This is a genomic window from bacterium (assembly GCA_035505375.1).
Taxonomy (GTDB): Bacteria; Hydrothermota; Tepidihabitantia; order Tepidihabitantales; family Tepidihabitantaceae; genus UBA2258.
The window spans coordinates 53,406-73,226 of sequence record DATJQV010000042.1; the positions used below are offsets into that span (position 1 = coordinate 53,406).

Here is a 19,821-nt window from a genome sequence, read left to right on the forward strand (position 1 = left end):
GGTCAGAACCGGAGATCAACGAGGTTGGCGCGTACAACCGGCGACACCTGGCCTGAGGCCGTTCTGCCCGGCGCAAGGGCGACCGATGGCAGTCCAACCTGGACCGAAGCATAGTGGCGCGCGTTGGCCGGTTTGCTGTGCTCGTAGCCGAGTACCGCGCCGGTAGTCGTACCTGCAACCGAACCCACGGTCGTGAATAGACCGGCCGGCAAGCCGGAGTTGGACAGCAGCTCGTCCAGGCCGAACCCCACGGTGTACCCGGCGAGGTTGCCGACCAATGCCGCGCCCCATGCCTGCGACAGGCTGCCGCCCGGGCGCTCCTGTTCGCCGGCTGAATACGCGCCGTAGGCTGCCGCCGCCGGGGTGGCTACGACCAGCGATACGATGGCGGAGGTGAAAGCGATTGTGGTAGTGGTTCCCGAAACGGCGTCCGAGCCATGCACGGGTGTGAAAAGGTCAAGGCCAATCTGACCGAAGGTGTAGGCCATGAACGCATACAGCGGTACGATCCCAATAACGCCGCCGACCAGCGCGCCGCCGAGCGCGGCCCTAACCTCGCCACCCGAGCCCGCAACGTGCGGCCGGCCGCCGGCGGTTGTCGAACTCAGCACGGCGTGGTTGGCTGCAATCCATCCGGTCCGGCTGCCGGGCAGCGCGACCTCGTACCAGCCCTCGGACTGCTCGATAACATGGTAGGAATCGCCGGCCCCGGTGGCAAACAGGACAGTGGCAAACGGGTCGGGATGCTCGTAGACCCGACAAGCCTCGTCAATCACCCAGGCGGTGCGGGCAACGTGGGTTGTGTCAACGGTGTTTTGGGCGGAAAGGATGCCGGCGGCCAGGGTCAGGACAGCCGCCACCCGCACGGCAGTCGAACAGCACGCCCCGCCGCCGCGGATTCTGTCGCTCGCCCCGAACGTCCCAATGGGAAATGAGGCAGGTTTACCTGCATCATGTGCTTGCATAGACGTACTAACCAGCCCGGTCACTGTTCGATTGTAAACCCCGCGGGCCGGGATGTCAAGCGGTCGAGTTGAATCCGGTTCGCCGCGCCTCGACTACGGACATCCCTACTTTATGACGTACCGCGTGAGCACATAGGGGTCGGCCGTGTCCGCGGCTTCGCTTATCTCGACCCAACCGACTCCGGGCGCGTAGGAATACGTGGCCATGTCAGTGACCTCGACCTGAACACAGTGCTCGAAGGTGCCCGCCGGCACGGTCAGCGTGACGTCGTTGGCGGTGATTCTGAGCGTCTCCGACGAGTCGTCTGGTTGCACCGTCCACGACTTACCCACGTCGAACGGTTCCTTCAGCCACCGAGTATAGCTAGTGCTCGCCGTGTCAGGTGCGCTGTCGGACTGAGTGAAGTATATTCTCAGCTCGCCGTTCCGGTGCGTGAGCCAGTTCGCATAGTCGGGCTCCCCGGGTGTCGTTAACTTGTAGAACGTCATACCGCCAATGGCGCGTTTGTCACTCACTTCCAGGGTCATGGAATCGGAGGGTTGGCTTGCCCGACTCATGGACCATTGGTTCCCTACCGCCAGAGGGAAGTAGTTCTCGACCGTGCGGTCAGGACCGAACAGGTGACAGCCTGCCAGCAAAGCCACCGCCGATGACGCGGCTGCTGCCAGCTTCAGAAGCGGCCAACGAGAGCGTGTGTGCACGTTACTATTGATTTCCGTCTTACTGCTGGTCATCTCATCTCCTTGTTGCGCAACGCCGCTGCAGGCATTCACGGTTTCTCGAACCTCGTCGCACTGGGCACCGCGGGATTCTAGAACTTGCAGGCGGGGGTGTCAACGGAGAAGGTGCTGGGGGGCTGGTGGCTAGGGTTTAGGGATGAAGGCAGTCGCTGCCGGCGGTCGGCTGTTAGCCGTGGTCTCGCTTGATGTCCCGAAGCTTCCCGAAATACGGGGCCTGTCCCTAATTGTCCCCAGACACTCTGTCTGGCAGTAGCGCAGCTGCCGCCGCTGCCTGTAGGTGTAGCTCACTGAATATCAGGTCCGCGCCCCATGCCTGCGCCGCCGTGAAAGCCAGCCTCCTGTGCTGCTCGGCATTCAGTTCGCATTCGGGCTTGTATCCTAAGTCGTGATTCGCCTCGCTCCAAGCGTGCTGAAAAAGCGTCTTCACCTGGAGTTCGAAGAACGTCGGCAGCTCCGACCTCGGTTCAATGAGCACATCGTTGGGTAGGAACATGACGTAGTGCCTTCCGAAGTAGCCGAAACTGTACTCTGACTCCGGCGTGACGTCCCTGGCTTCCACATGCCTGAAGTACTTCTCTGCAGCGGCAGACACGCGAGGCACATCATCCGTGTAGAACGTTATTATCCTCGCGCCGATCTGGTCCTGGATCTGCTTCAGCGGGTCAGTGTACTTCAAGGCGCCCTTCTCCAATCTCGAGGCCTTCTCTAAGAAACGGCTAACTGACTTCGCTCGTGCCGAAATCCGGTCGATTCGGGGTTCGCCAGCGAGACAGCCCTTGATGAATTCCTCTAGTTGCCTGGCGACGGGAACGAGCAGCCGTTCGTATCGGTCACGATAGGCTTGCGCTAGTTCACTCATCTGGAGGCTACCCTTAGACGCTGGTCCACAACCCGGCCGCGAGTCGAGAACTCGTACTCGTCATCGGTTTCACTGATACGCCGCTTCGTGACGCAATCGTCGAACCTATCCATCGGTGCAATGATCGTGGCCCCACTGCTGATTGATAGCGAACGATACCGGACATGCTTGCCGTATTCCTCGTTAGAGAACTCGAACATGTCATTCTGGCATGTCGGACTTCTGAGGTGCTGGAGCAGCTCGCGGCGCGCGGCCTCCGAAAGGTTGTACTGTTCCATGAACCCAGCAATAGACGTCATTTGTCCGTGGAGAGTGCGAGCCAGTAGTGCGGCCCCCACCAGTTCCTCCTTCACATCGAGGTCGGTGGTCTTTTCAATCGCGTCCTTTATCGCCACGGCGAGCCGCCGCGTTCCAGTCGCCGACGTCGTTCTGAAATCTGACAACAGGAACTCCTTAATCCAGTAACCCGAGAGCGCAACCGGGCTGTTCTTGATCTGCCGGTCGATGGCTCTCCCGGCCCAGAAGTCAGCGTCGAGACTGGTGCCCTCATATACCACAGCCTTGTAGGTGGCGGCATTCTTCATGAAGACCTTCTCGATGAACTCCACGCGTAGAGCGTTCCGTTCCTCTTCCGCAATGATACCGAAGTCGGCAGGGAACCGCGCGATGCAGACGCGCTTGACCTGTCCCTCGCTGCCTACCATCACAAAGAGCAGGCCCAGATTTGACCTGTTCGTCGTGACTGCTTGCAGGCGCGCTGCGAGTGCGCGAGCCAGGTCAAGATGGTTCTGCCGGATGAGGGCGAGTATCTCATTCCGGCAAGCGTTGTTCTGCTTGTTACCGGAGGGAACGAATGCGATCTCTATGTCGCAGTCAGTGGGTGCTGACTGGAAGTGCTTGTCCAGCATGCCAAACAGGCTGCCGTTGAGGGGTATCAGAGTACCTCCAATCGGAGGTTGCACCTCAAGATGCTTGCCTGGATGCACCAGGAAACTGAACACTGCTTCTACGTTCATGTGCCTCCTATCTCACAACACCAAGCCGCGCCCATCTCGCTTTTAGACGGAGAGGTAGTTCCCCTCAGACACTCTTAGCGAGTGAAGTGGCATCTCTCAGTGACCTGATTCCGGGGACGTAATTAACAATTGCACTTCCGTCAAGGCCGGGCGGGGTTTGGGTTCCACAACAGGGCGAATGTTACTTCTGCGGGCCGGGAAGTCAAGGCTGCGGGATTTGACGGTGGATGCGGAGTGCATAAACTGACAGACGTTGGAATCTGAACGGACTGAAAGTCCAGGTAATCCGTTAGTCGTGCGTGGCGGTGTAGCTCATGCCTCCATGCCGGATTTCATAGCTCTCATGCGGGATGTGCTGGACAAGGGCCGGTCAGTGCGGTTTCAGGTGTGGGGTACGAGCATGACCCCGTTCATCAGGGACGGGGATGTAATTACCGTCGCACCGGTGTCGGCCGAGAGGGACATCGGACTGGGCGAGGTCGTCGCATACCTGCAGCCGTTGCCAACCGGTCAGTGGCTAGTGGTACATCGGGTAGTCGGTCGTCGCGGATCTAGCTTCCACATCCGAGCAGACTACGCGTTGGGTGTATACTGTCTACCGCCAGTTCGTCCCGAGCACATCCTTGGCCGAGTCGTGAGAATCGAGCGAGGCGGCAAGGACATCAGGTTCGGGCTCGGCCCGGAGCGCTGCGTGATTGCGGTACTATCTAGGGGCGGGCTGCTTCTACCGTTGCTGCGTCACGCCAGCCCGTTCTAGCCGACGAAAACGTCGGTGAACGCGGCGATGAGGGCGTTGATGATGAAGAACGCGAACCATGCCCACGCAGCGTCACCGGCCTCAGTTCCGTTAGCGAAGATCGGCATGATCACGGCGACTATAACGAACACTACAGCTAGGCCCCAGCGCTTGTGGGCGGGGGTCGTCGAGCGAGGGGTGCTATTCAACGATGCCCTTCTGTGTCCTGTACCTACGCAAGAACTCGACCAAGGCGATGATCTGCCGATTCTCAGCGCTAGTTCCGTCGATGTCGCCTAGTTCAAGTCTACAGACTTCCTCGGCAGTGGGCTCCCGGCTTGCGTCAGGAATCACGGACTGCAACACCTCTGCGGCGCGTTCAGGCGCGGTGCCTAGCACAACGGCCATGAGTTCCAGGTCGGTGAGCTCAGCCTTGCGGCCCTCTTCAATCATCATCATCAGCGCGGCCAGGTCGGGTCGGGGCTCATTCACGTTCGGATTCTAGGTGCAGCGGGAGGGCGAGTCAAATGGACGGCTGGCGTGGAGCGGCTGGCTTGGTATAATCCATCCATGGACCGCGTGAAAGAATTAAAGGCCCTCGGCGCTAAGATACGGAAGCTCCGGGAGGCCAAGGGCATTTCGCAGGAAGACGCTGCGCGGCTCGCCGGCATCGACCGTTCGTACTACGGACGTATCGAGCGCGGACTCATCAACGTGTCGGCGGTTTTCCTGCTGAAGATCGCCCGCATGCTCCACTGCACCGTCGGTTCCTTCTTCCCGCCCGCAGGATAGCGCCAGGTCACTCGATTGCCGACTCAGGGACTTGTCCACATCAAGCTGCCAGCACGCAGGGCATACTTGTGCGTCTCAGAGGCCGCGACCACCGGTGCCGGTGCATGATGCCTAATAGGTTGACTGGCGCTGGCCGGGCATATACACTACAAGCATGAAGGTAGCCCTTCGCCCCAGCGGGGGCCGAGGTGAGTACGAGCTCGCCGGTACCCAAGGCGGGGTTCACGCGTCGGATTTGATCGAGAAGGACATCACTTACGAATTCGCACCGGACCTAGTCGTACCCAGCGGAACCCAGGTCAGACATCTGGACGGCAAGACTCGGCTTCGCACCGTTCAGGGGGGAGTTCACGGCTACCGGGCTATTACTGCATTGCTGCTTCTGCCAAAGCCAATTCGGGAGATAAGACGTACTTCATCTGGCGCAGTCAACTTGAGCGACAAGCGCTACTCTGTCCTTTCAATCGATGTCGACGTTTCAGAGGTTCGACCCGGTTCCGTCATACTGCGACCTACAGCGCTCATGGCGGGCAACAGCACCGGGAACACGCGCAACCTTGGGTTCGTGAGTCGCCTCGACCGGATCGAGCGCGTGTGGGCGGCGGCCAGGACCGAAAAAGGGGAGCTAGCTCTTCTCGTACGGAACCATGAGCAGGCCATCCGTACGTGCACTGGTGATTTCAGCCCGGTGGAGCACGCCGCACAGGCTATCTCGGCCGCACTGCATACGCAGGGCGACCCACTGGAATCGCTCGAACGGAGGTTTGTGGGCGAATCGGAGCCCCAGACCGAGGAACCGCGCTTGGTCATACCGGAGGATGATCCCACCACGTCGCCCGAGGCAAAACGGAGACTGATTTCAGAATGGCGTCTACAGGCATCGAGGGGGGCTAAGGGAAGAGCGTTCAGCCTAAGGGTGCGCGAGGCATACAATCACCGCTGCCTCTTCAGCGGTACAAGGCTCCCGACCACCACCCTATTCAAGCCACCGGGCGTCGTTGCCGCACACATACTGCCGTGGCGTCACTACGAACTGGATGGCGTAAACAACGGTTTGTGCCTGAACCACCTGTGCCACTGGGGGTTTGACGTCGGACTGCTGCGGCTGGACTACGATTCAAACAACGGCGACTACAGCTTGAGCATACCTACCGAAATGGTAGAGCACGCGCGCGTCTCTCAAGCAGACATCGAGTATTTCAGATCCCTCGCCGGCCCAGTGCCACGAGCTAGGCTTCCCCACTCGACTAGAGACTGGCCCAGCCCGAGGTACCTGAAGTCGTTCAATGAGGCGATCGCCGTCTAGAACATCTGAGAACGTGGCCTAGCCTGCTATGGATTGCGTGGCAGAGCCAAGGTGCGTAGGTACTGCCTGACCTGACGTGCAAGCCACTCGGCCACTGGTGGCGTGACAGCGTTGCCGAGGGCGTAGTAGCGCTTAGCCTCCAAATCCCGTTCGGGCAGGCGAAGTCTGCCGGGCAACGTCCACCCATCCGGGAAACCCATTACGCCCTCGCATTCACGTGCCGTCAGGCGTCTGACCCGACCAGATTTAGGATAACACACGTACGTACGACTCCAGTCCGTGCCAGTGTGCCTTGCAGAACAGGCGTACAGGCAATAGGCTAATGCTTGGTGGACTGGGCCTTCTCCGCAAGGGTCTCCAACGATTTCCTTAAAGGGGGAAACAGTGGCCGTTTCATTCGGTTCGCCCTCCTTAGCATCCCCACCGCGGCGTTCGGGCTCAAATAGTAGTGAGGCTGGACCTCTCCAGTCTCGATCACACCCAACAATGAACACTCGACGGCGCGATTGGGGGACTCCGAAGTAACGGCTGTTAAGAGTACGCCATCCAACAGCATACCCGAGCTTGGCCAATGCCGAAATAAGGACTTGGAAGTCGCGCCCTTCGTGCGAATTGAGTAGACCATGCACGTTTTCGATGACAAGAACCTTGGGGCGCGTTTTGCCAGCCAATCTAGCAAACTCGTAAAAGAGGCCTGACCTACTTCCCCCGAGTCCCTTTCTCTTGCCCATGCGCGCGAGAGAGAGGTCTTGGCACGGGAAACCGCCGACCCAAACGTCGGCAGGAACGATAGCTGTCTCATTTGTGATGCTCCTTATGTCTCGGACCCGAGGCACGTCCGGCCAGTGTTTCTCCAGTATGTCCAGGCAGAACTCGTCTATCTCACACTGGAAGCCTATCTCAAATCCAGCACGCTCGAACGCAAGGTCGAACCCCCCTATGCCGGCGAAGAAGGAGTTCACCCGGTATTTTCCTCCAGTCGTACCCATGCTGACTCTAGTCGCCACTCAACGGGCGGTGACTCGGTCGCGCTTCCTTGCGGGCTCCAATGCCAGCGCGCTGTGGCAGCTGCAGGAATGAACGAAGCTTCGATGTCAAAGACTCCTTGTCCTGCGATTGGCACTCCCAGACTACGGACACGACATAGCCGAGTTCTCGCAGCGATCCAAGCGCGGCGCGTTGGCGTACCCGGTTGCGTCTGATTTTCTCGCGCCAGTAACTCACGTTGCTTTTGGGTACGTGGCGACCTCGCTTGCAGCGATGCCCATGCCAGAAGCATCCGTGCACAAACACAACCTTGCGGCGCTGACGCATGACCAGATCTGGGGTGCCAGGCAGGCTGCGATCATGAGTCGTATAATGCACTCCCATCCGGTCGAGCACCTCTGCGACAGCCCGCTCCGGCAGCGTGAACTCGCTCTTGATCCTCGCCATGTTCCAGCTGCGCCTAGCTGGCGAGAGGTTGTCAACCACGGGCTTCTGCACGGCAGAGCGTGCCTGTCACAAGCTCAGCCCGCGCAGCATGTAGGCCGGCTCTACGTCGAAGGCCTTTGCGATTCTGAACAGGTTCTCGACCCCAATGTTCTTCTCGCCGCGCTCGACCTGACCTATGTAGGTGCGGTGGAGGCCGGCTTCTTCGGCTAGTTTTTCCTGGGACCAGCCCTTCTTCTGACGCAGTTCCCTTATTCTACGGCCGACTTTACGTACCACATCGTCAGGCATACCGAGCATTGTGCCAGAAAGATGCCTATCGGTCTACAGCCTATTGATAGCACCGACGAATTGGCCAGAGGGGGCGAGTCCACGCCGCAGTCAAGCCGAGGGCCGGGCGGGAAGTCGGGGCTGGAGTCATTGCTGGAGCCATGATAGGAGCTACTGCAGGGGTCATGACCGGCGTTATTACGGGAGCCATGATAGGAGCTATGGCTTGAGCTATGACCGGAGCCATGACGGGAGCTATGGCGGGTATCATGGCTGGAGCTATGGCCTGAGCTATGGCGGGAGTCATGGTTTGGGTCATGGCCGGAGCCATGACGGGTGCTATGGCAGGAGCCATGATCTGTGCCATGGCGGGTGACATGACCTGAGTCATTGCCGGTGTCATGACTTGAGCCATGACACGAGCTATCGCTGGAGTCATGGCATGGGTCATGGCGGGCCTCATTGCCCCCCATACCGCTCCCTGGGGCGACGGGGTTATCCCGGAAACCTGCACTTTTTTCCGAGAACTCGCGTATCAATAGCTGTACGGTGATGTATGAACAAACATGATTGCCATTCGCCAGATCATGAGAGCCCGAAGGAGCTAAGGATAAGGGCGATTGTGGACGGAGTCGTGAGCGATGAGTCTCAGAAGCAGGCGTATGTAGCATTCGCAGAAGAACTTATGCTGGCGGAGCGCCGCCCGACGCGGCTGGATAGTCCAGAATTCAGAAATCAGATACCAGAATTCAGAATGCGAACCGGACAGAATCCGCTTGCCACGGGCCGTCCATTTCCCGACTACACGCGGCGCACGAAGAACGTCGTCGCTAAGTGGTTTCGGAGAGGGTTGAGCGGACGGTTGATGTGGCTTATCGGTCAGGAGGTCCTTTTCGGACAGGAGGTCCATCATGGAGGATAGAGCGAGCGAGCGGGCCGAGCGGATGGTGGCCAATTACGCGGCGAGGCTGCGGGCCGGGCAGATGGGTGCGCGCCGTGACGGGCTCACCGAGGTGCAGAAGAAGCGTTACGCAGCGAGTATGGAGATCGTGAACATCGAGCGGCGCATGGCCGGCCAGGTACTGGATACAGCGGGCGTGGCGACCATCGTGCGTCCGTTCTACTACAGCTTCACTTTGAGACTGGGCAAGCTCTGCCGGGAGGGATGGTCCGATCATTCCCGCCGGCAGGAGGCGATGCTGCTCGTCGCGACGTGGGAGTCGCGGGGGCTGACGCGGGCCGTGCTCTACGACATTGCGCTGAATGTGTTCAATCTAGACCTGGCCCATGAGGGCAAACCCGAAACTCGAAGCGCGAACGACGAATGAAGCGGAGTCGGGGTTCACTTCATGACATTGACAGCAGGCAGGGGAGATGTAGCATTTTTGTTGTATCAGGGCGGAATCTATCAGGGCGTCCGGTACGTCGGCGCGCGCTGTCCGGCAACGGGCCGGCCGGGAGAATGGCGCCGGAAGCCCTGTTAGTCGATTTTGACCGGTCCGCGGTCAGGCGCGCCGGCGGATTGTCCGTGGCCGAGATGGGCGTAACTCAGGAGGCGTTTGATGAGCGACGCCGAACTTGTTAAAGGGATTCTCAGCGGGACCGTGGATTTCGAGGTCCTCTGGGAGCGTTTCTGGGAACGGGTAGGAAGCTGGCTGCGCATCTGGGTGAGCGATGGTGAAGACCGGCGGGACGTGCAGATTTGCGTGCTGACCCTGGCCTGGCAGCGGTTGGACCAGTACGACCCGAGCAAGGGCAGCCTGTGCACGTGGCTCTACCGGATGGCGCGGTCGGTCGCATTCTCGTTCCTGCGGAAGAAGCGTTTGAAGATGCGGAGTCTGGAGGAGCTTGTCGGCGTGCGGGAACCCGCCTGCGAGGGGCCGGCGGAAGAGCACGATCTGGGCGAGCTGAAGCGGGCGCTCTGGCGGGCGGTGGGCGAGTTGCCCGAACCGGAGCAGGCGGCGCTGGAGCTTTACTATCACGAGGGATACGCATGGGCCGAGGTCGCCGGGCTTCGGGGGACGTCGATCCGGACGGCGAAGTTCCACGGGGCGCGCGGCCTCGTTTTGCTCAGGAACAAGCTCGCGTGCGACCGTTGCCGGCTGGGGGTGCTGTGAAGAACGAATCCAAGGACCCGGATGACATTGATTTCACCGACGCCGAGCTCGATCTGTTCGGCGACTTCACCGATGCGGTGCAGCGCCGGGAGAACCCGGATATCGAGGAGTACCTGGCGCGCTGCCCTGAATCCCGTGACAAGATGCGGACGATACTGGAGATGGCGCTCCTGCTCGACCGCGAGATGAACCGGTTCCGCGGTAAGTACCCGCACGTGGACCTCAAGCGGCTGAACGAGCTCAGGCGGGAGTCCCGGCAGAAGTAACGCACGCCACGACCTTTCTCGACCCGGCCGACAGGGCCGGGTCACTTTTCTGCACTTTTTTCCGGGAGGCCGCGTATCAATAACCAAGGACAAGAGCTCTATGACAATCTGGAGAACCGGACGCGAGGGCAGTGATTGCGGGCCGGGGACGTGAACTCGGGCGAAAGGAGGTGATCGATATGCCAATTGACCCGACCAAGCGGCTCAACAACTGGAACTCGAAGTACAACCTTGAACGCGTGAACGCCATCCTCACCGAGAAGCGGCCGACCATGCTACAGAATATGAGCGCGGTGCTTCCCCTGCTGGCCGGAATGGAGCAGCAGGTGAAGCAAGTCTGCGACGGAGCCGGAGTTCCCACCATCCAGTACCCGTTCTACCTCTGCTTCGGTCGCGAGATGTGGGCGCTTTCCCGGAGGGACATCTCCGGTGAGTCGTACGCCCAGGAGGCGGCGACGCTCATCGCCAAGTGGGTAGCGCGCGGGCTGTCGGCGCCGGTGCTGCAGGCCATCCGCTCCGATGTATTCAACGTGTCCGCACCGATATCGCCGTGACGGCGAAGGCGAACGGCCAGGCACGGAGAACTGAAGGACGGCTCGGTCTGGATAGGCGGGCGGGGTCGCGCTGCCGGACTCCGCCCGCCGTTTGACGAAGAACGAGAAACGAAGAACGATGTACGAAACTGAGGGAGGTGATTGACATGGTGTACATAGTGCGAGCGCTGGTCTTTCTGCTGGAGACGGCTCTCAACGCCTCCGGCATGACCATGACGCTCGCGGCGGCGGACAACGCGCCGCAGGGCGGCACGGCGTTGGGCACGGCACCGGCCTTGTCCAAGCCGGTGCGGACGCTGGTGATCACCAGGGGCCAGGGCGAGACGATGACGACCTTCTGGACCGGCTACTGGACACTGGCGACTTAGGCTGGTGGCTCGGTCTGCAAAGCGGGCGGGGTGCCGCTGCCGGCCCCCACCCGCTCCGGTTTCTTGACTCCATGGCCGTTCCTGATAGAGTCAAGCACCTATGAAAATCCACGAGTATCAGGCTAAAGAGATATTTGCTAGCTTCGGGATTCCGGTTCCCCGGGAGCGGGTGGCGTCGAAGCCGGCTGAGGCAGGGTCGCTTGCCCGTGAGTTGGGCATGCCGGTGGTCATCAAGGCCCAGGTGCTGGTCGGCGGCCGCGGTAAGGCAGGCGGCGTGAAGAAGGTCGAGAGCCCTGACCAGGTGGAGGCCGTGGCCGGCAGCATCCTTGGGATGGATATCAAAGGACTGAAGGTGAACAAGGTTCTCGTGTCCGAGTGCGTGAACATCAAGGGCGAGGCGTACGTGGGCATCGTTGTTGACCGCGCGACCAAAGCACCGGTGTTGATGGCTTCCGCCGCGGGCGGAGTGGAAATCGAGGAAGTGGCCAAGGCGACGCCGGAGAAGATACTGAAGGTAGCCATTGACCCGGCCGCGGGTCTGCTCGGGTTCCAGGCGAGGAACGTAGGTATGGCGCTGTACGGGGACGCGAAGCTGGCCCGCGATTTTGCCGGCATCGCGCAGAAGTTGTACCGCATCTTCGTGCAGAAGGACTGTTCGCTCATCGAGATAAACCCGCTGGTGAAGCTCGGGTCAGGCAGTCTGCTCGCGCTCGACGCGAAGATCAACTTCGACGACAACGCCGATTTCCGGCACAAGGAGTGGGAAGTAATGCGCGACCTGTCGGCCGAGGAGCCCACCGAGGTCGAGGCCAAGGCTGCGGGTCTCACTTACATCAAGCTGGCAGGTAACGTCGGCTGTGTGGTCAACGGGGCCGGGCTCGCGATGGCGACGATGGACCTGATCAAGCGCTACGGCGGGGAGCCGGCAAACTTCCTCGATGTGGGCGGCTCGTCTTCGCCGGAGAAGATGGTGACCGCGATGCGGATCATCCTTTCCGACCCGAACGTGAAGGCCATCCTCATTAACATCTTCGGCGGTATCACCCGCTGCGACGACATCGCGACCGGACTGCTTCACGCCCAGGAGCGGGCCGACATCAGAGTCCCGCTGGTGGCGCGGTTGACCGGGACCAATGCCGAGAAGGCGCGGGAGATCTTGAAGGGCAGTCCGGTGACGTCGGCGGAGACGATGGGCGAGGCCGTCAGGAAAGCGGTCGCGTTCTCGGGTGGCGGGAAGTGAGGAGTAAAATGTTAGATGAGAGATGTGAGATGTCAGAGGTGCGGACACCGACCGAAGTCAGAAGGCAGAGTTCAGAGGGCAGAATGCAGAAGTGCGGACGCGGAACGGAGCTCCGATGAGTATCTTTGTTGACAAGAATACCAGGGTGATTGTGCAGGGAATTACCGGACGGGACGGGGCGTTCCACGCCAAGGCGATGAAGGAGTACGGTACTAACGTCGTGGGCGGAGTGACACCGGGCAAGGGCGGCCAGCTCGTGGAAGGCCTGCCGGTGTTTGACTCGGTCGAGGAGGCGGTGAAGAGGACCGGAGCCAACGCTTCCATCATCTTCGTTCCGGCCTCGTTTGCCACCGACGCCATGTATGAGTGCATCGCCTCGAACCTGGACCTGGTTGTCTGCATCAGTGAGGGCGTGCCGACCATGGACATGGTGAAGGTGCTCGACTATGCCCGGGGCAGGAAGACGCGCGTCCTGGGCCCGAACTGCCCGGGCGTGATTTCGCCGGGCAAGGCCAAGGTGGGCATCATGCCTGCGGCCAGCTTCAAGCCGGGCTGCGTCGGCGTGGTGTCGCGTTCCGGGACCCTGACTTATGAAGTGGCGAGCCAGACATCTGAGTTCGGCCAGTCGACTGTCGTTGGGATCGGCGGCGACCCGGTCATCGGTACCAACTTCATCGACTGCCTGGAGCGGTTCAACGCCGACCCCGAGACAAGAGCGATCGTTGTCGTAGGGGAGATCGGCGGCACCGACGAGGAGCGGGCAGCCGAGTGGGTAAAGGCAAACTGCAAGAAGCCGGTGCTCGGATTCATCGCCGGTCAGACCGCGCCGCCCGGCAAGCGGATGGGACACGCCGGCGCCATCATCTCCGGCGGTTCGGGTACTGCGCCGGAGAAGATCAAGGCATTCGAGGCTGCCGGCATCACAGTTGTCTACGAGCCGGACGAGATCGGGCCGAAGCTGAAAGCGAGACTCTAGGCCAAGTCCCAAGTCACAAGGACAAAGGACAAAGCAAAGGGAAAGTACGAAGGCAGAACCGGAGGCCCGGCGTTGCCGGGCCTCTGTTTCTTGCGGCGTGATGAGGCGACCGGGAGGACAAGAAGATGCGAAGAGCGCCCCGCAAGGGGCGCTCGTAATTCTTGCGGCCGAGGCTACTTGGCTTCGGCTAGTTGCTTTTCACCGATGGCAAAGCCCTGCTCGAATGCGTCGATGTTCTTCTGGAGCAGGCGGTCAGGCACGGTGCCGGGTATCGAGTCGAGCACGGCCTGTTTGGGTATCACCTTGGTGATGGCGACGATGAAGCCTATCATCACGAAGTTAGAGTAGAGCCGGTTGCCCAGCTTCTCAGCGATGCGGGTCGCGGCGATGGCGTACTGCTTTATCTGCCCGCGTACCGTGTGGGGTTTTACCAGGTCTTCTTCGATGAGCAGGATGCCGTCTTCTTTGAGTTCAGGTTCGTACTTGTCGTAGGCTTCCTGGGACATCGCGACCAGGATGTCCGGGGTGGTCAGGTAAGGGTAGAGGATTTCCGTTTCGGATACGACCAACTGGGCCGAGCAGGCGCCGCCGCGCGCCTCCGGGCCGAAGCTCTGGGTCAGCGTGGCGAACTGGCTATTGTTGATTGCCGCCGCTTTGCCGAGGGCCATGCCGATGCGGATGATGCCCTGGCCGCCGAAGCCGGATACTTTGATCTCCATCAGCGGGATCCGAAATCGGATTTTACCACCAAGGCACAAAGGCACAAAGATGATTTGGACGGAGATGTCGTTGCCGGCTTGGTGTTCTTGGGGTTCATTCTATTTGTCCTTGGCCGGGTCCATTGGGCCGACGTAGGGCACGAACTTCGCGCCCAGCGTCTTCTTCATCTGGGCGTCCATCATGTCGAGGTAAGTCGGCTCTTCCTTCTGGACAAACTTGCCGACGATGATGTCCTGCTGGAACTTTATGTCGCACTCGCGGGTCGAGGCGAAGTTCTTGGTGATGGAGTGGTCGTGGTAGAATTTCATCAGGTCGAGACCGGAGCCCAGCCGGTTGCGCCGGGCGTACACGGTCGGGCAGGGGGAGATGACCTCGATGAAGGAGAAGCCGCGATGGAGCAGCGCCTCTTTGATGGCGACCGTGAGCTGGCGGACGTGGAGCGCAGTCCAGCGGGCAACGTAGGTCGCGCCGCAGGAGTCGACGAGGAACGGGATGTTGAAAGGGCGCTCGAAGGCGCCGTAGGGCGCGGTCGTCGCCTGGGCGGTCTGAGGCGTTGTCGGCGCAGCCTGGCCGCCGGTCATGGCGTAGTTGAAGTTGTTTACGCAGATGACCGTCAGGTCCATGTTGCGCCGGGCGGCGTGGATAAGGTGATTACCGCCGATGGAAACCAGGTCGCCGTCGCCGGAGATGAGGCACAGCTTCAGTCGCGGGTTCGCCACCTTCAGCCCTGTCGCATAGGGGATGGCGCGACCGTGCGTTGTGTGGAAGGAGTCGTACTTCAGGTATCCGGCAGCGCGGCCGGTGCAGCCGATACCGGAAACCACGACAACATCCTCACGTGGAATGGCGCTTTCCTGTACTGCCCCGATGAACGCGGTGAGGACCGTGCCGAGGCCGCAGGTCGAGCACCAGATGTGCGGCATCCGGTCCATGCGGAGGAAGTCCTCCATCGGATGGGAGTCAGCGGTGCCGCGCTTGCCGATAAGTTGATTGGGGTTCACTTCGCCCCCTCGAGAATGGCCTTGAGAATGTCGTTCGGGTCGTGGACCCAGCCGCCGCAGTGCGGCACGAGCAGGGTCTTGCACTTTCCGCCAGCCGCGCGGTCCATCTCGCGATACATCTGGCCGAGATTGATCTCCGGCATCACCAGGCACTTGACCTTGCCGGCCAGTTCGCGGATCTTCTTCTCCGGGAACGGCCAGACCGTGATGAGCCGGAGGAATCCGACCTTGATACCTTTCTTGCGGGCGTCGCCGATTGCCTTGGTGGCGACGCGCGCGCTGATGCCGTAAGCCACGACAACGACATCTGCGCCTTCGATCTGCTCCTCTTTCACGATCATCAGGTCATCGGCGTTGTTACGGATTTTGTCGGAAAGGCGCGAGACGCAGAGGTGCTGGCACTCGGCAGTGATGATCGGGTAGCCGCGCTGGTCGTGGGTCAGGCCGGTAATGTGCACACGGTGGTCATCGCCGGCGCGTATCATCGGCGGCACGCCGTCCTTGTCCGGTTCGTAGGGAAGGTACTTATCCTTGGGCCCGCGGTACCAGCGGCGAGGCCATACTTCTATCTCGTCTGCTGCCGGTATCACAACCTTCTCGGTCATGTGGCCGACACATTCGTCCATCATGAACATGACCGGCACGCGGTACTTCTCGGACAGGTTGAAGCAGGTGACGGTCAGGTCGAAGCACTCCTGCGGGGATGAGGGGGAGAGCGCGATAATCTCGTAGTCGCCGTGCGAACCCCAACGGGCCTGCATCATGTCCTGCTGTCCGGTCAGGGTCGGGAGTCCGGTGGACGGGCCGCCGCGCTGGACATTGACCACGACACAGGGAGTCTCGGTCATTACGCCAAGTCCGATGTTTTCCTGCATCAGGGAGAAGCCGGGGCCGGAGGTGACGGTCATCGCCTTGGCGCCTGACCAGGCTCCGCCGAGGACAGCGGCGATGGACGCAAGTTCGTCTTCCATCTGGATGAACGTGCCGCCGATCTTCGGGAACCGCTCGGCCAATCGTTCCGCGACCTCAGTGGAAGGGGTAATCGGGTAGCCGGCCATGAACCGGCAGCCGGCGGCGATAGCGCCTTCGGCGCAGGCATGGTCGCCGTCGAGATAGTGCGCGCCAGTCAGGACCGGGCCGCGCTTCTTCTGGTTCATCGTCCCTCTTTCACCGGCCCTGGTTCGGCTGTGGCCTCTTTCTCGTCCAACGTGTTCCAGATAGCGAACTCGGGGCAGAGGGCCTCGCAGAGCCGGCAGTTGACGCAGTTCTCCGGGTGAGCGACAACCGGCGGGTGGTAGCCCTTGCGGTTGTATTCATCGGATACCTCAAGCACCTGCTTGGGACAGTATGCGATGCAGAACCCGCAGCCTTTGCAGCGTTCGAATATCACATGGACATTGCCGTGCGGAGCCTTCTTGCTTTCGGCGTCGAGGGGTTTGCGCCAGTACTTCATCGTGGGTTGGGACGGGAATTATAGGCACTGGTCCTGCAGGGTCAAGCATTATTGGGGAATCGCGCATCGGCTGGATGACTGGACAAGTGTCTAGGCTGCGGTAGTATTCACCAGACACGTCAGATCCGCAACGCGGTGCGCGAAGCCTTGCCGGATCGAGGCGTGATGACGGAAGAAGGACTAAGTACAGGAGGCCAACATGAAGAAGTGGCTGGTTCTAGCGGCAGCCGCCGCGGCTCTGATAGTTGCCGCGTGCACCACTATTGATACGACTCCACCGACCGTGAGCATCGTGGTTCCGGTCAGTGGCGACACACTCGCCAAGGGCAGCATAGCCATCAAGGCGCTAGCGACCGACAACAAGGCAGTGGCCAAGGTTGAGTTCTATTTGGACGGCTCGATCTTGGGTACTGATAACGTCGGCGGTGCCGGCGACACGTTCCGCTACACGTGGGCCGACACCGCAGCGCAGACTGCGGGTAGCCATACCCTGGCGGCCAAGGCTTACGACAACGCGAGCACCCCGAATACAACGACGTCCGCGACCGTGACCATCTACATCGGCGGCGGCAGCTCGACCGGCGAGACCGACCACACCGAGGACATCACGGGCGGTGACTCGACGTGGTACCCGTCCGGCAACCCGCACGTCGTCATGAATACTATCCACATCAACCAGAACGGCAGGCTCATCGTCAAGCCGGGCTGCATTGTGAAGTTCGCAACCGATGCCGGCTTCGCGGTTGGCAACCAATCGGCAGGTGAACTGGATGCCGTAGGCACGGCCGAGTCCACGATTACGTTCACGTCCAACAACACGACACCGAACTCCGGCGACTGGACAGGGTTCGACTTCTACGACCAGACGCGCGCAAGCACACATCTCAGCTATTGCGACATCAACTACGGTTGCTATCCGAACTGGGCCGCAGTGATTCTCGAAGGTGACCAGACCATCGGGATTGACCATACGACCATCCACCATTCGTCGAAATACGGCATCGAGCTCAATTCCGCTGGTGCCTACATCACCGGGTTCACGGGCAACACCATCACCGCCTGCGACAGCAACCCGATCTTCAGCTACCCCGGGAAGCTGAGCATGCTGCAGGGCGGCAATACGCTCACCGGCAATGGGAAGAACGCAATCTTCGTTTACGGCGGTGACGTCGCCGAGACCGGCACCTGGCTGAACCAGGGCGTGCCGTACTTCCTGTCCGACAACGTCTATGTCAGCAGCAGCAGCGGTGCCTACCTGACGATCGCGAAGGGAACCACGGTCCAGTGCGGGACCGGCGTTCACATCACCGTCGGCAACAACTTGCCGGGAGGCCTGATTGCAGACAGCGTGACGTTCACGAGTTCGGCAACCAGCCCGCAGAAGGGCGATTGGTACGGTATCTGGTTCTACCCCGAGTGTACCGACGCGCAGTGCCAGTTGACCAGGTGCAACATCGGGTACGGCGGCGGTGATATCGAAGGTGACATCTGGCTTAGAGACGCCAAACCGAACATCACCGGCTGCAGCATACACGATTCGAAGGGGTGGGGCGTCGATTGCGAAGGTCCCGAGTTTCCTGACCCGGATTCGCTGTTGGCACATAACACATTCGCCAACAACGATTCCGGCAGCGTCCTTCACCCATAGTTCGCGGCGAGACTACCTTGACAGGAGGGGCGGCCATGCCGCCCCTCTCCTATTATCGGCCTGCGGGTGTGGGTGCGCCCGGTCGCCATGAAGGCGAAATGACGCGCGGGCCTGAAGTCCGTTGTTGGAGCCGGGCGCGGGCGACTGAGAACTCGCCGTACTTATCATTAACCTTATCGAGGTTCTCAAAGAGCGAGCCGACGCGGGAGTTGTCGAATGCCGCGGTTTGCTTAAGGTCGCGGACCAGATTGGAAACGCTGATTCCGAGAAGTCGCACCAGCCGAGGCGGTTGGTATAGTTCCCTGAAAAGCTTCATGCCGACCTGGTGGATGCGCAGACCGTCATCAATGTAGTTCTTCAGGCTGTGCTGCTTGATGAAGGTCGAGAAATCGGCATAGCGGAGCACGAGCGATACCGTCCGACCGGCAAAATTGTCGTGACGCAGGCGGCGGCCGACCTGCTCCGACAGTTGCAGCAGGTGACGCCTGATTTCTGCGAGGTCGCGGGTGTCTCTGTCCAGCGTGAATGAGTGCCCCATTGATTTCGTCGCGGGTTCGTGGATGTAGGGGAGAACGGGGTTTTCATCAAGGCCCTGGCCCATCCGTTTGAGATGCGAGCCGTTGATGCCGAAGATTCCGGTCAGCTGCTTTTCCGGATACCGGCCCAGTTCGCCGCAGGTTCTGATGCCGAGCCGGTTCAGCTTATCCTGGGTCTTCGGGCCGATGCCGCACAGTTCCTGTACGGGTAGATTTTCCATTAGCCCCGCGACTTGAGGCTGGCTGATAGTAGTCAGGCCATCGGGTTTGTGCATTTCGCCTGAGAGCTTGGCCAGGAGCTTGTTGGGGGCTATGCCGATTGAACAGGTCAGGCCGAAATGCTCTTTGATGTAAGCCTTGATACTGCGGGCGATTTCCTCCGGGCCGTGAAAAAGGTGCGCGGTCTGGGTCACGTCGAGGAACGCTTCGTCAATCGAGAAGACCTCGACCCGGTCGGTGAACGTGGCATATAATGCCAGAATCCGGGTCGAGGTATCAACGTACTTGGCCGGAGCGCCGGAAACGAGGATTATTTCCGGACAGAGTTTCTTTGCTTCGGGTATGGTCATCGCGGTCTTGACTCCGCGGCGCTTGGCTTCGTAGGATGCGGCAGCGATGACCGTGCGGCCATCCGGATCCCCGCATACGCCGATGGGCTTGCCGCGCAGGAACGGGAACGTCTGCTGTTCGACCGACGCGAAGAACGCGTCCATGTCAACGTGCATGACCACGCGCTCACGCGCGATTCCCGATTTCCGATTTCCGATTGCCGATTGCCCCAGACTAGTGAAAGCCATCGGGGTCGGTCGTTTTGCCTTTTGGCTTT

25 protein-coding genes are annotated in these 19,821 nt (G+C 60.6%); 11 read left to right on the top strand and 14 right to left on the bottom strand.

The genetic code is table 11. The features are described 5' to 3' along the window. Positions 1-2: 2 nt before the first annotated feature. From VMH22_07150 to VMH22_07165, 4 genes are all read right to left on the bottom strand, one after another. Complete coding sequence (locus VMH22_07150) at positions 3-989, bottom strand: SH3 domain-containing protein (GenBank protein ID HTW91472.1); 987 nt, start codon at positions 987-989, stop codon at positions 3-5. A gap of 81 nt (positions 990-1,070) precedes the next feature. Next, the gene (locus tag VMH22_07155) at positions 1,071-1,700 is read right to left on the bottom strand and encodes a hypothetical protein (protein ID HTW91473.1); all 630 of its coding nucleotides are present in this window, start codon (positions 1,698-1,700) and stop codon (positions 1,071-1,073) included. 226 nt (positions 1,701-1,926) lie between these two features. Then, complete coding sequence (locus VMH22_07160; protein HTW91474.1) at positions 1,927-2,565, bottom strand: hypothetical protein; 639 nt, start codon at positions 2,563-2,565, stop codon at positions 1,927-1,929. Further along, positions 2,562-3,581, bottom strand: a complete 1,020-nt coding sequence (locus tag VMH22_07165; GenBank protein HTW91475.1) for a hypothetical protein — start codon at positions 3,579-3,581, stop codon at positions 2,562-2,564. Before VMH22_07165 ends, VMH22_07160 begins: the two co-directional genes overlap by 4 nt. Positions 3,582-3,834: 253 nt before the next feature. Here VMH22_07165 and VMH22_07170 point away from each other — a divergent pair, with 253 nt between their 5' ends. Next, entirely contained in the window at positions 3,835-4,338 is a 504-nt protein-coding gene (locus VMH22_07170) for a S24/S26 family peptidase (protein ID HTW91476.1), read from the top strand. Here the strand turns inward: VMH22_07170 and VMH22_07175 are convergent. Together VMH22_07175 and VMH22_07180 are read right to left on the bottom strand one after the other, a co-directional pair. Further along, the gene (locus VMH22_07175) at positions 4,335-4,469 is read right to left on the bottom strand and encodes a hypothetical protein (protein HTW91477.1); all 135 of its coding nucleotides are present in this window, start codon (positions 4,467-4,469) and stop codon (positions 4,335-4,337) included. The two genes, VMH22_07170 and VMH22_07175, sit on opposite strands and share 4 nt — an antisense overlap. 49 nt (positions 4,470-4,518) lie before the next feature. Beyond that, the gene (locus tag VMH22_07180) at positions 4,519-4,809 is read right to left on the bottom strand and encodes a hypothetical protein (GenBank protein ID HTW91478.1); all 291 of its coding nucleotides are present in this window, start codon (positions 4,807-4,809) and stop codon (positions 4,519-4,521) included. 48 nt (positions 4,810-4,857) lie between these two features. Here VMH22_07180 and VMH22_07185 point away from each other — a divergent pair, with 48 nt between their 5' ends. Beyond that, positions 4,858-5,109, top strand: coding sequence for a helix-turn-helix transcriptional regulator (locus VMH22_07185; protein ID HTW91479.1), 252 nt, complete (start codon positions 4,858-4,860; stop codon positions 5,107-5,109). Positions 5,110-5,263: 154 nt separating this feature from the next. Next, complete coding sequence (locus VMH22_07190) at positions 5,264-6,415, top strand: HNH endonuclease signature motif containing protein (protein ID HTW91480.1); 1,152 nt, start codon at positions 5,264-5,266, stop codon at positions 6,413-6,415. A gap of 26 nt (positions 6,416-6,441) precedes the next feature. Here the strand turns inward: VMH22_07190 and VMH22_07195 are convergent, their stop codons facing one another. Genes VMH22_07195 through VMH22_07205 form a run of 3 tightly spaced genes read right to left on the bottom strand, consistent with a single transcriptional unit; the run spans position 6,442 to position 8,146 of the window. Beyond that, positions 6,442-7,404, bottom strand: coding sequence for a DNA cytosine methyltransferase (locus VMH22_07195; GenBank protein HTW91481.1), 963 nt, complete (start codon positions 7,402-7,404; stop codon positions 6,442-6,444). 7 nt (positions 7,405-7,411) lie between these two features. After that, a complete protein-coding gene (gene vsr / locus VMH22_07200; GenBank protein ID HTW91482.1) occupies positions 7,412-7,900 on the bottom strand; it encodes a DNA mismatch endonuclease Vsr in 489 nt (162 codons plus the stop codon). Positions 7,901-7,915: 15 nt separating this feature from the next. Then, a complete protein-coding gene (locus VMH22_07205) occupies positions 7,916-8,146 on the bottom strand; it encodes a helix-turn-helix transcriptional regulator (GenBank protein ID HTW91483.1) in 231 nt (76 codons plus the stop codon). An 881-nt stretch (positions 8,147-9,027) separates the two neighbouring features. Here VMH22_07205 and VMH22_07210 point away from each other — a divergent pair. From VMH22_07210 to sucD, 7 genes are all read left to right on the top strand, one after another. After that, positions 9,028-9,444, top strand: coding sequence for a hypothetical protein (locus VMH22_07210; protein ID HTW91484.1), 417 nt, complete (start codon positions 9,028-9,030; stop codon positions 9,442-9,444). Positions 9,445-9,678: 234 nt separating this feature from the next. Continuing rightward, positions 9,679-10,233 (top strand): sigma-70 family RNA polymerase sigma factor, encoded by a 555-nt coding sequence (locus tag VMH22_07215; GenBank protein HTW91485.1) that lies wholly within the window; start codon positions 9,679-9,681, stop codon positions 10,231-10,233. After that, positions 10,230-10,499: a hypothetical protein gene (locus VMH22_07220; protein ID HTW91486.1), complete on the top strand. Its 270-nt coding sequence runs from the start codon at positions 10,230-10,232 to the stop codon at positions 10,497-10,499. The genes VMH22_07215 and VMH22_07220 overlap by 4 nt, the downstream gene beginning before the upstream one ends. A gap of 179 nt (positions 10,500-10,678) precedes the next feature. Continuing rightward, positions 10,679-11,053 carry a hypothetical protein gene (locus tag VMH22_07225; protein ID HTW91487.1) on the top strand — a complete coding sequence of 125 codons (375 nt, stop codon included), beginning with the start codon at positions 10,679-10,681 and terminating at the stop codon, positions 11,051-11,053. A gap of 146 nt (positions 11,054-11,199) precedes the next feature. Then, positions 11,200-11,421: a hypothetical protein gene (locus tag VMH22_07230; GenBank protein ID HTW91488.1), complete on the top strand. Its 222-nt coding sequence runs from the start codon at positions 11,200-11,202 to the stop codon at positions 11,419-11,421. Positions 11,422-11,521: 100 nt separating this feature from the next. Next, complete coding sequence (gene sucC / locus VMH22_07235; GenBank protein HTW91489.1) at positions 11,522-12,661, top strand: ADP-forming succinate--CoA ligase subunit beta; 1,140 nt, start codon at positions 11,522-11,524, stop codon at positions 12,659-12,661. A 115-nt stretch (positions 12,662-12,776) separates the two neighbouring features. Next, positions 12,777-13,637 carry a succinate--CoA ligase subunit alpha gene (gene sucD, locus VMH22_07240; GenBank protein HTW91490.1) on the top strand — a complete coding sequence of 287 codons (861 nt, stop codon included), beginning with the start codon at positions 12,777-12,779 and terminating at the stop codon, positions 13,635-13,637. Positions 13,638-13,810: 173 nt separating this feature from the next. Here sucD and VMH22_07245 read toward each other — a convergent pair whose 3' ends face one another. From VMH22_07245 to VMH22_07260, 4 genes are all read right to left on the bottom strand, one after another. Then, positions 13,811-14,356 carry a 2-oxoacid:acceptor oxidoreductase family protein gene (locus VMH22_07245; GenBank protein ID HTW91491.1) on the bottom strand — a complete coding sequence of 182 codons (546 nt, stop codon included), beginning with the start codon at positions 14,354-14,356 and terminating at the stop codon, positions 13,811-13,813. A gap of 99 nt (positions 14,357-14,455) precedes the next feature. Further along, the gene (locus VMH22_07250; protein ID HTW91492.1) at positions 14,456-15,307 is read right to left on the bottom strand and encodes a thiamine pyrophosphate-dependent enzyme; all 852 of its coding nucleotides are present in this window, start codon (positions 15,305-15,307) and stop codon (positions 14,456-14,458) included. 47 nt (positions 15,308-15,354) lie between these two features. After that, positions 15,355-16,515, bottom strand: a complete 1,161-nt coding sequence (locus tag VMH22_07255; GenBank protein HTW91493.1) for a 2-oxoacid:acceptor oxidoreductase subunit alpha — start codon at positions 16,513-16,515, stop codon at positions 15,355-15,357. Then, on the bottom strand, positions 16,512-16,811 hold the full coding sequence (locus tag VMH22_07260) for a 4Fe-4S dicluster domain-containing protein (GenBank protein HTW91494.1): 300 nt from the start codon (positions 16,809-16,811) through the stop codon (positions 16,512-16,514). The genes VMH22_07255 and VMH22_07260 overlap by 4 nt, the downstream gene beginning before the upstream one ends. Before the next feature lie 199 nt (positions 16,812-17,010). Between VMH22_07260 and VMH22_07265 the strand changes: the two genes are divergently transcribed. Beyond that, positions 17,011-18,459 (top strand): Ig-like domain-containing protein, encoded by a 1,449-nt coding sequence (locus VMH22_07265; GenBank protein HTW91495.1) that lies wholly within the window; start codon positions 17,011-17,013, stop codon positions 18,457-18,459. Between the two features lie 52 nt (positions 18,460-18,511). Here VMH22_07265 and dinB read toward each other — a convergent pair whose 3' ends face one another. Further along, entirely contained in the window at positions 18,512-19,792 is a 1,281-nt protein-coding gene (gene dinB / locus VMH22_07270; protein ID HTW91496.1) for a DNA polymerase IV, read from the bottom strand. Between the last annotated feature and the right edge of the window lie 29 nt (positions 19,793-19,821).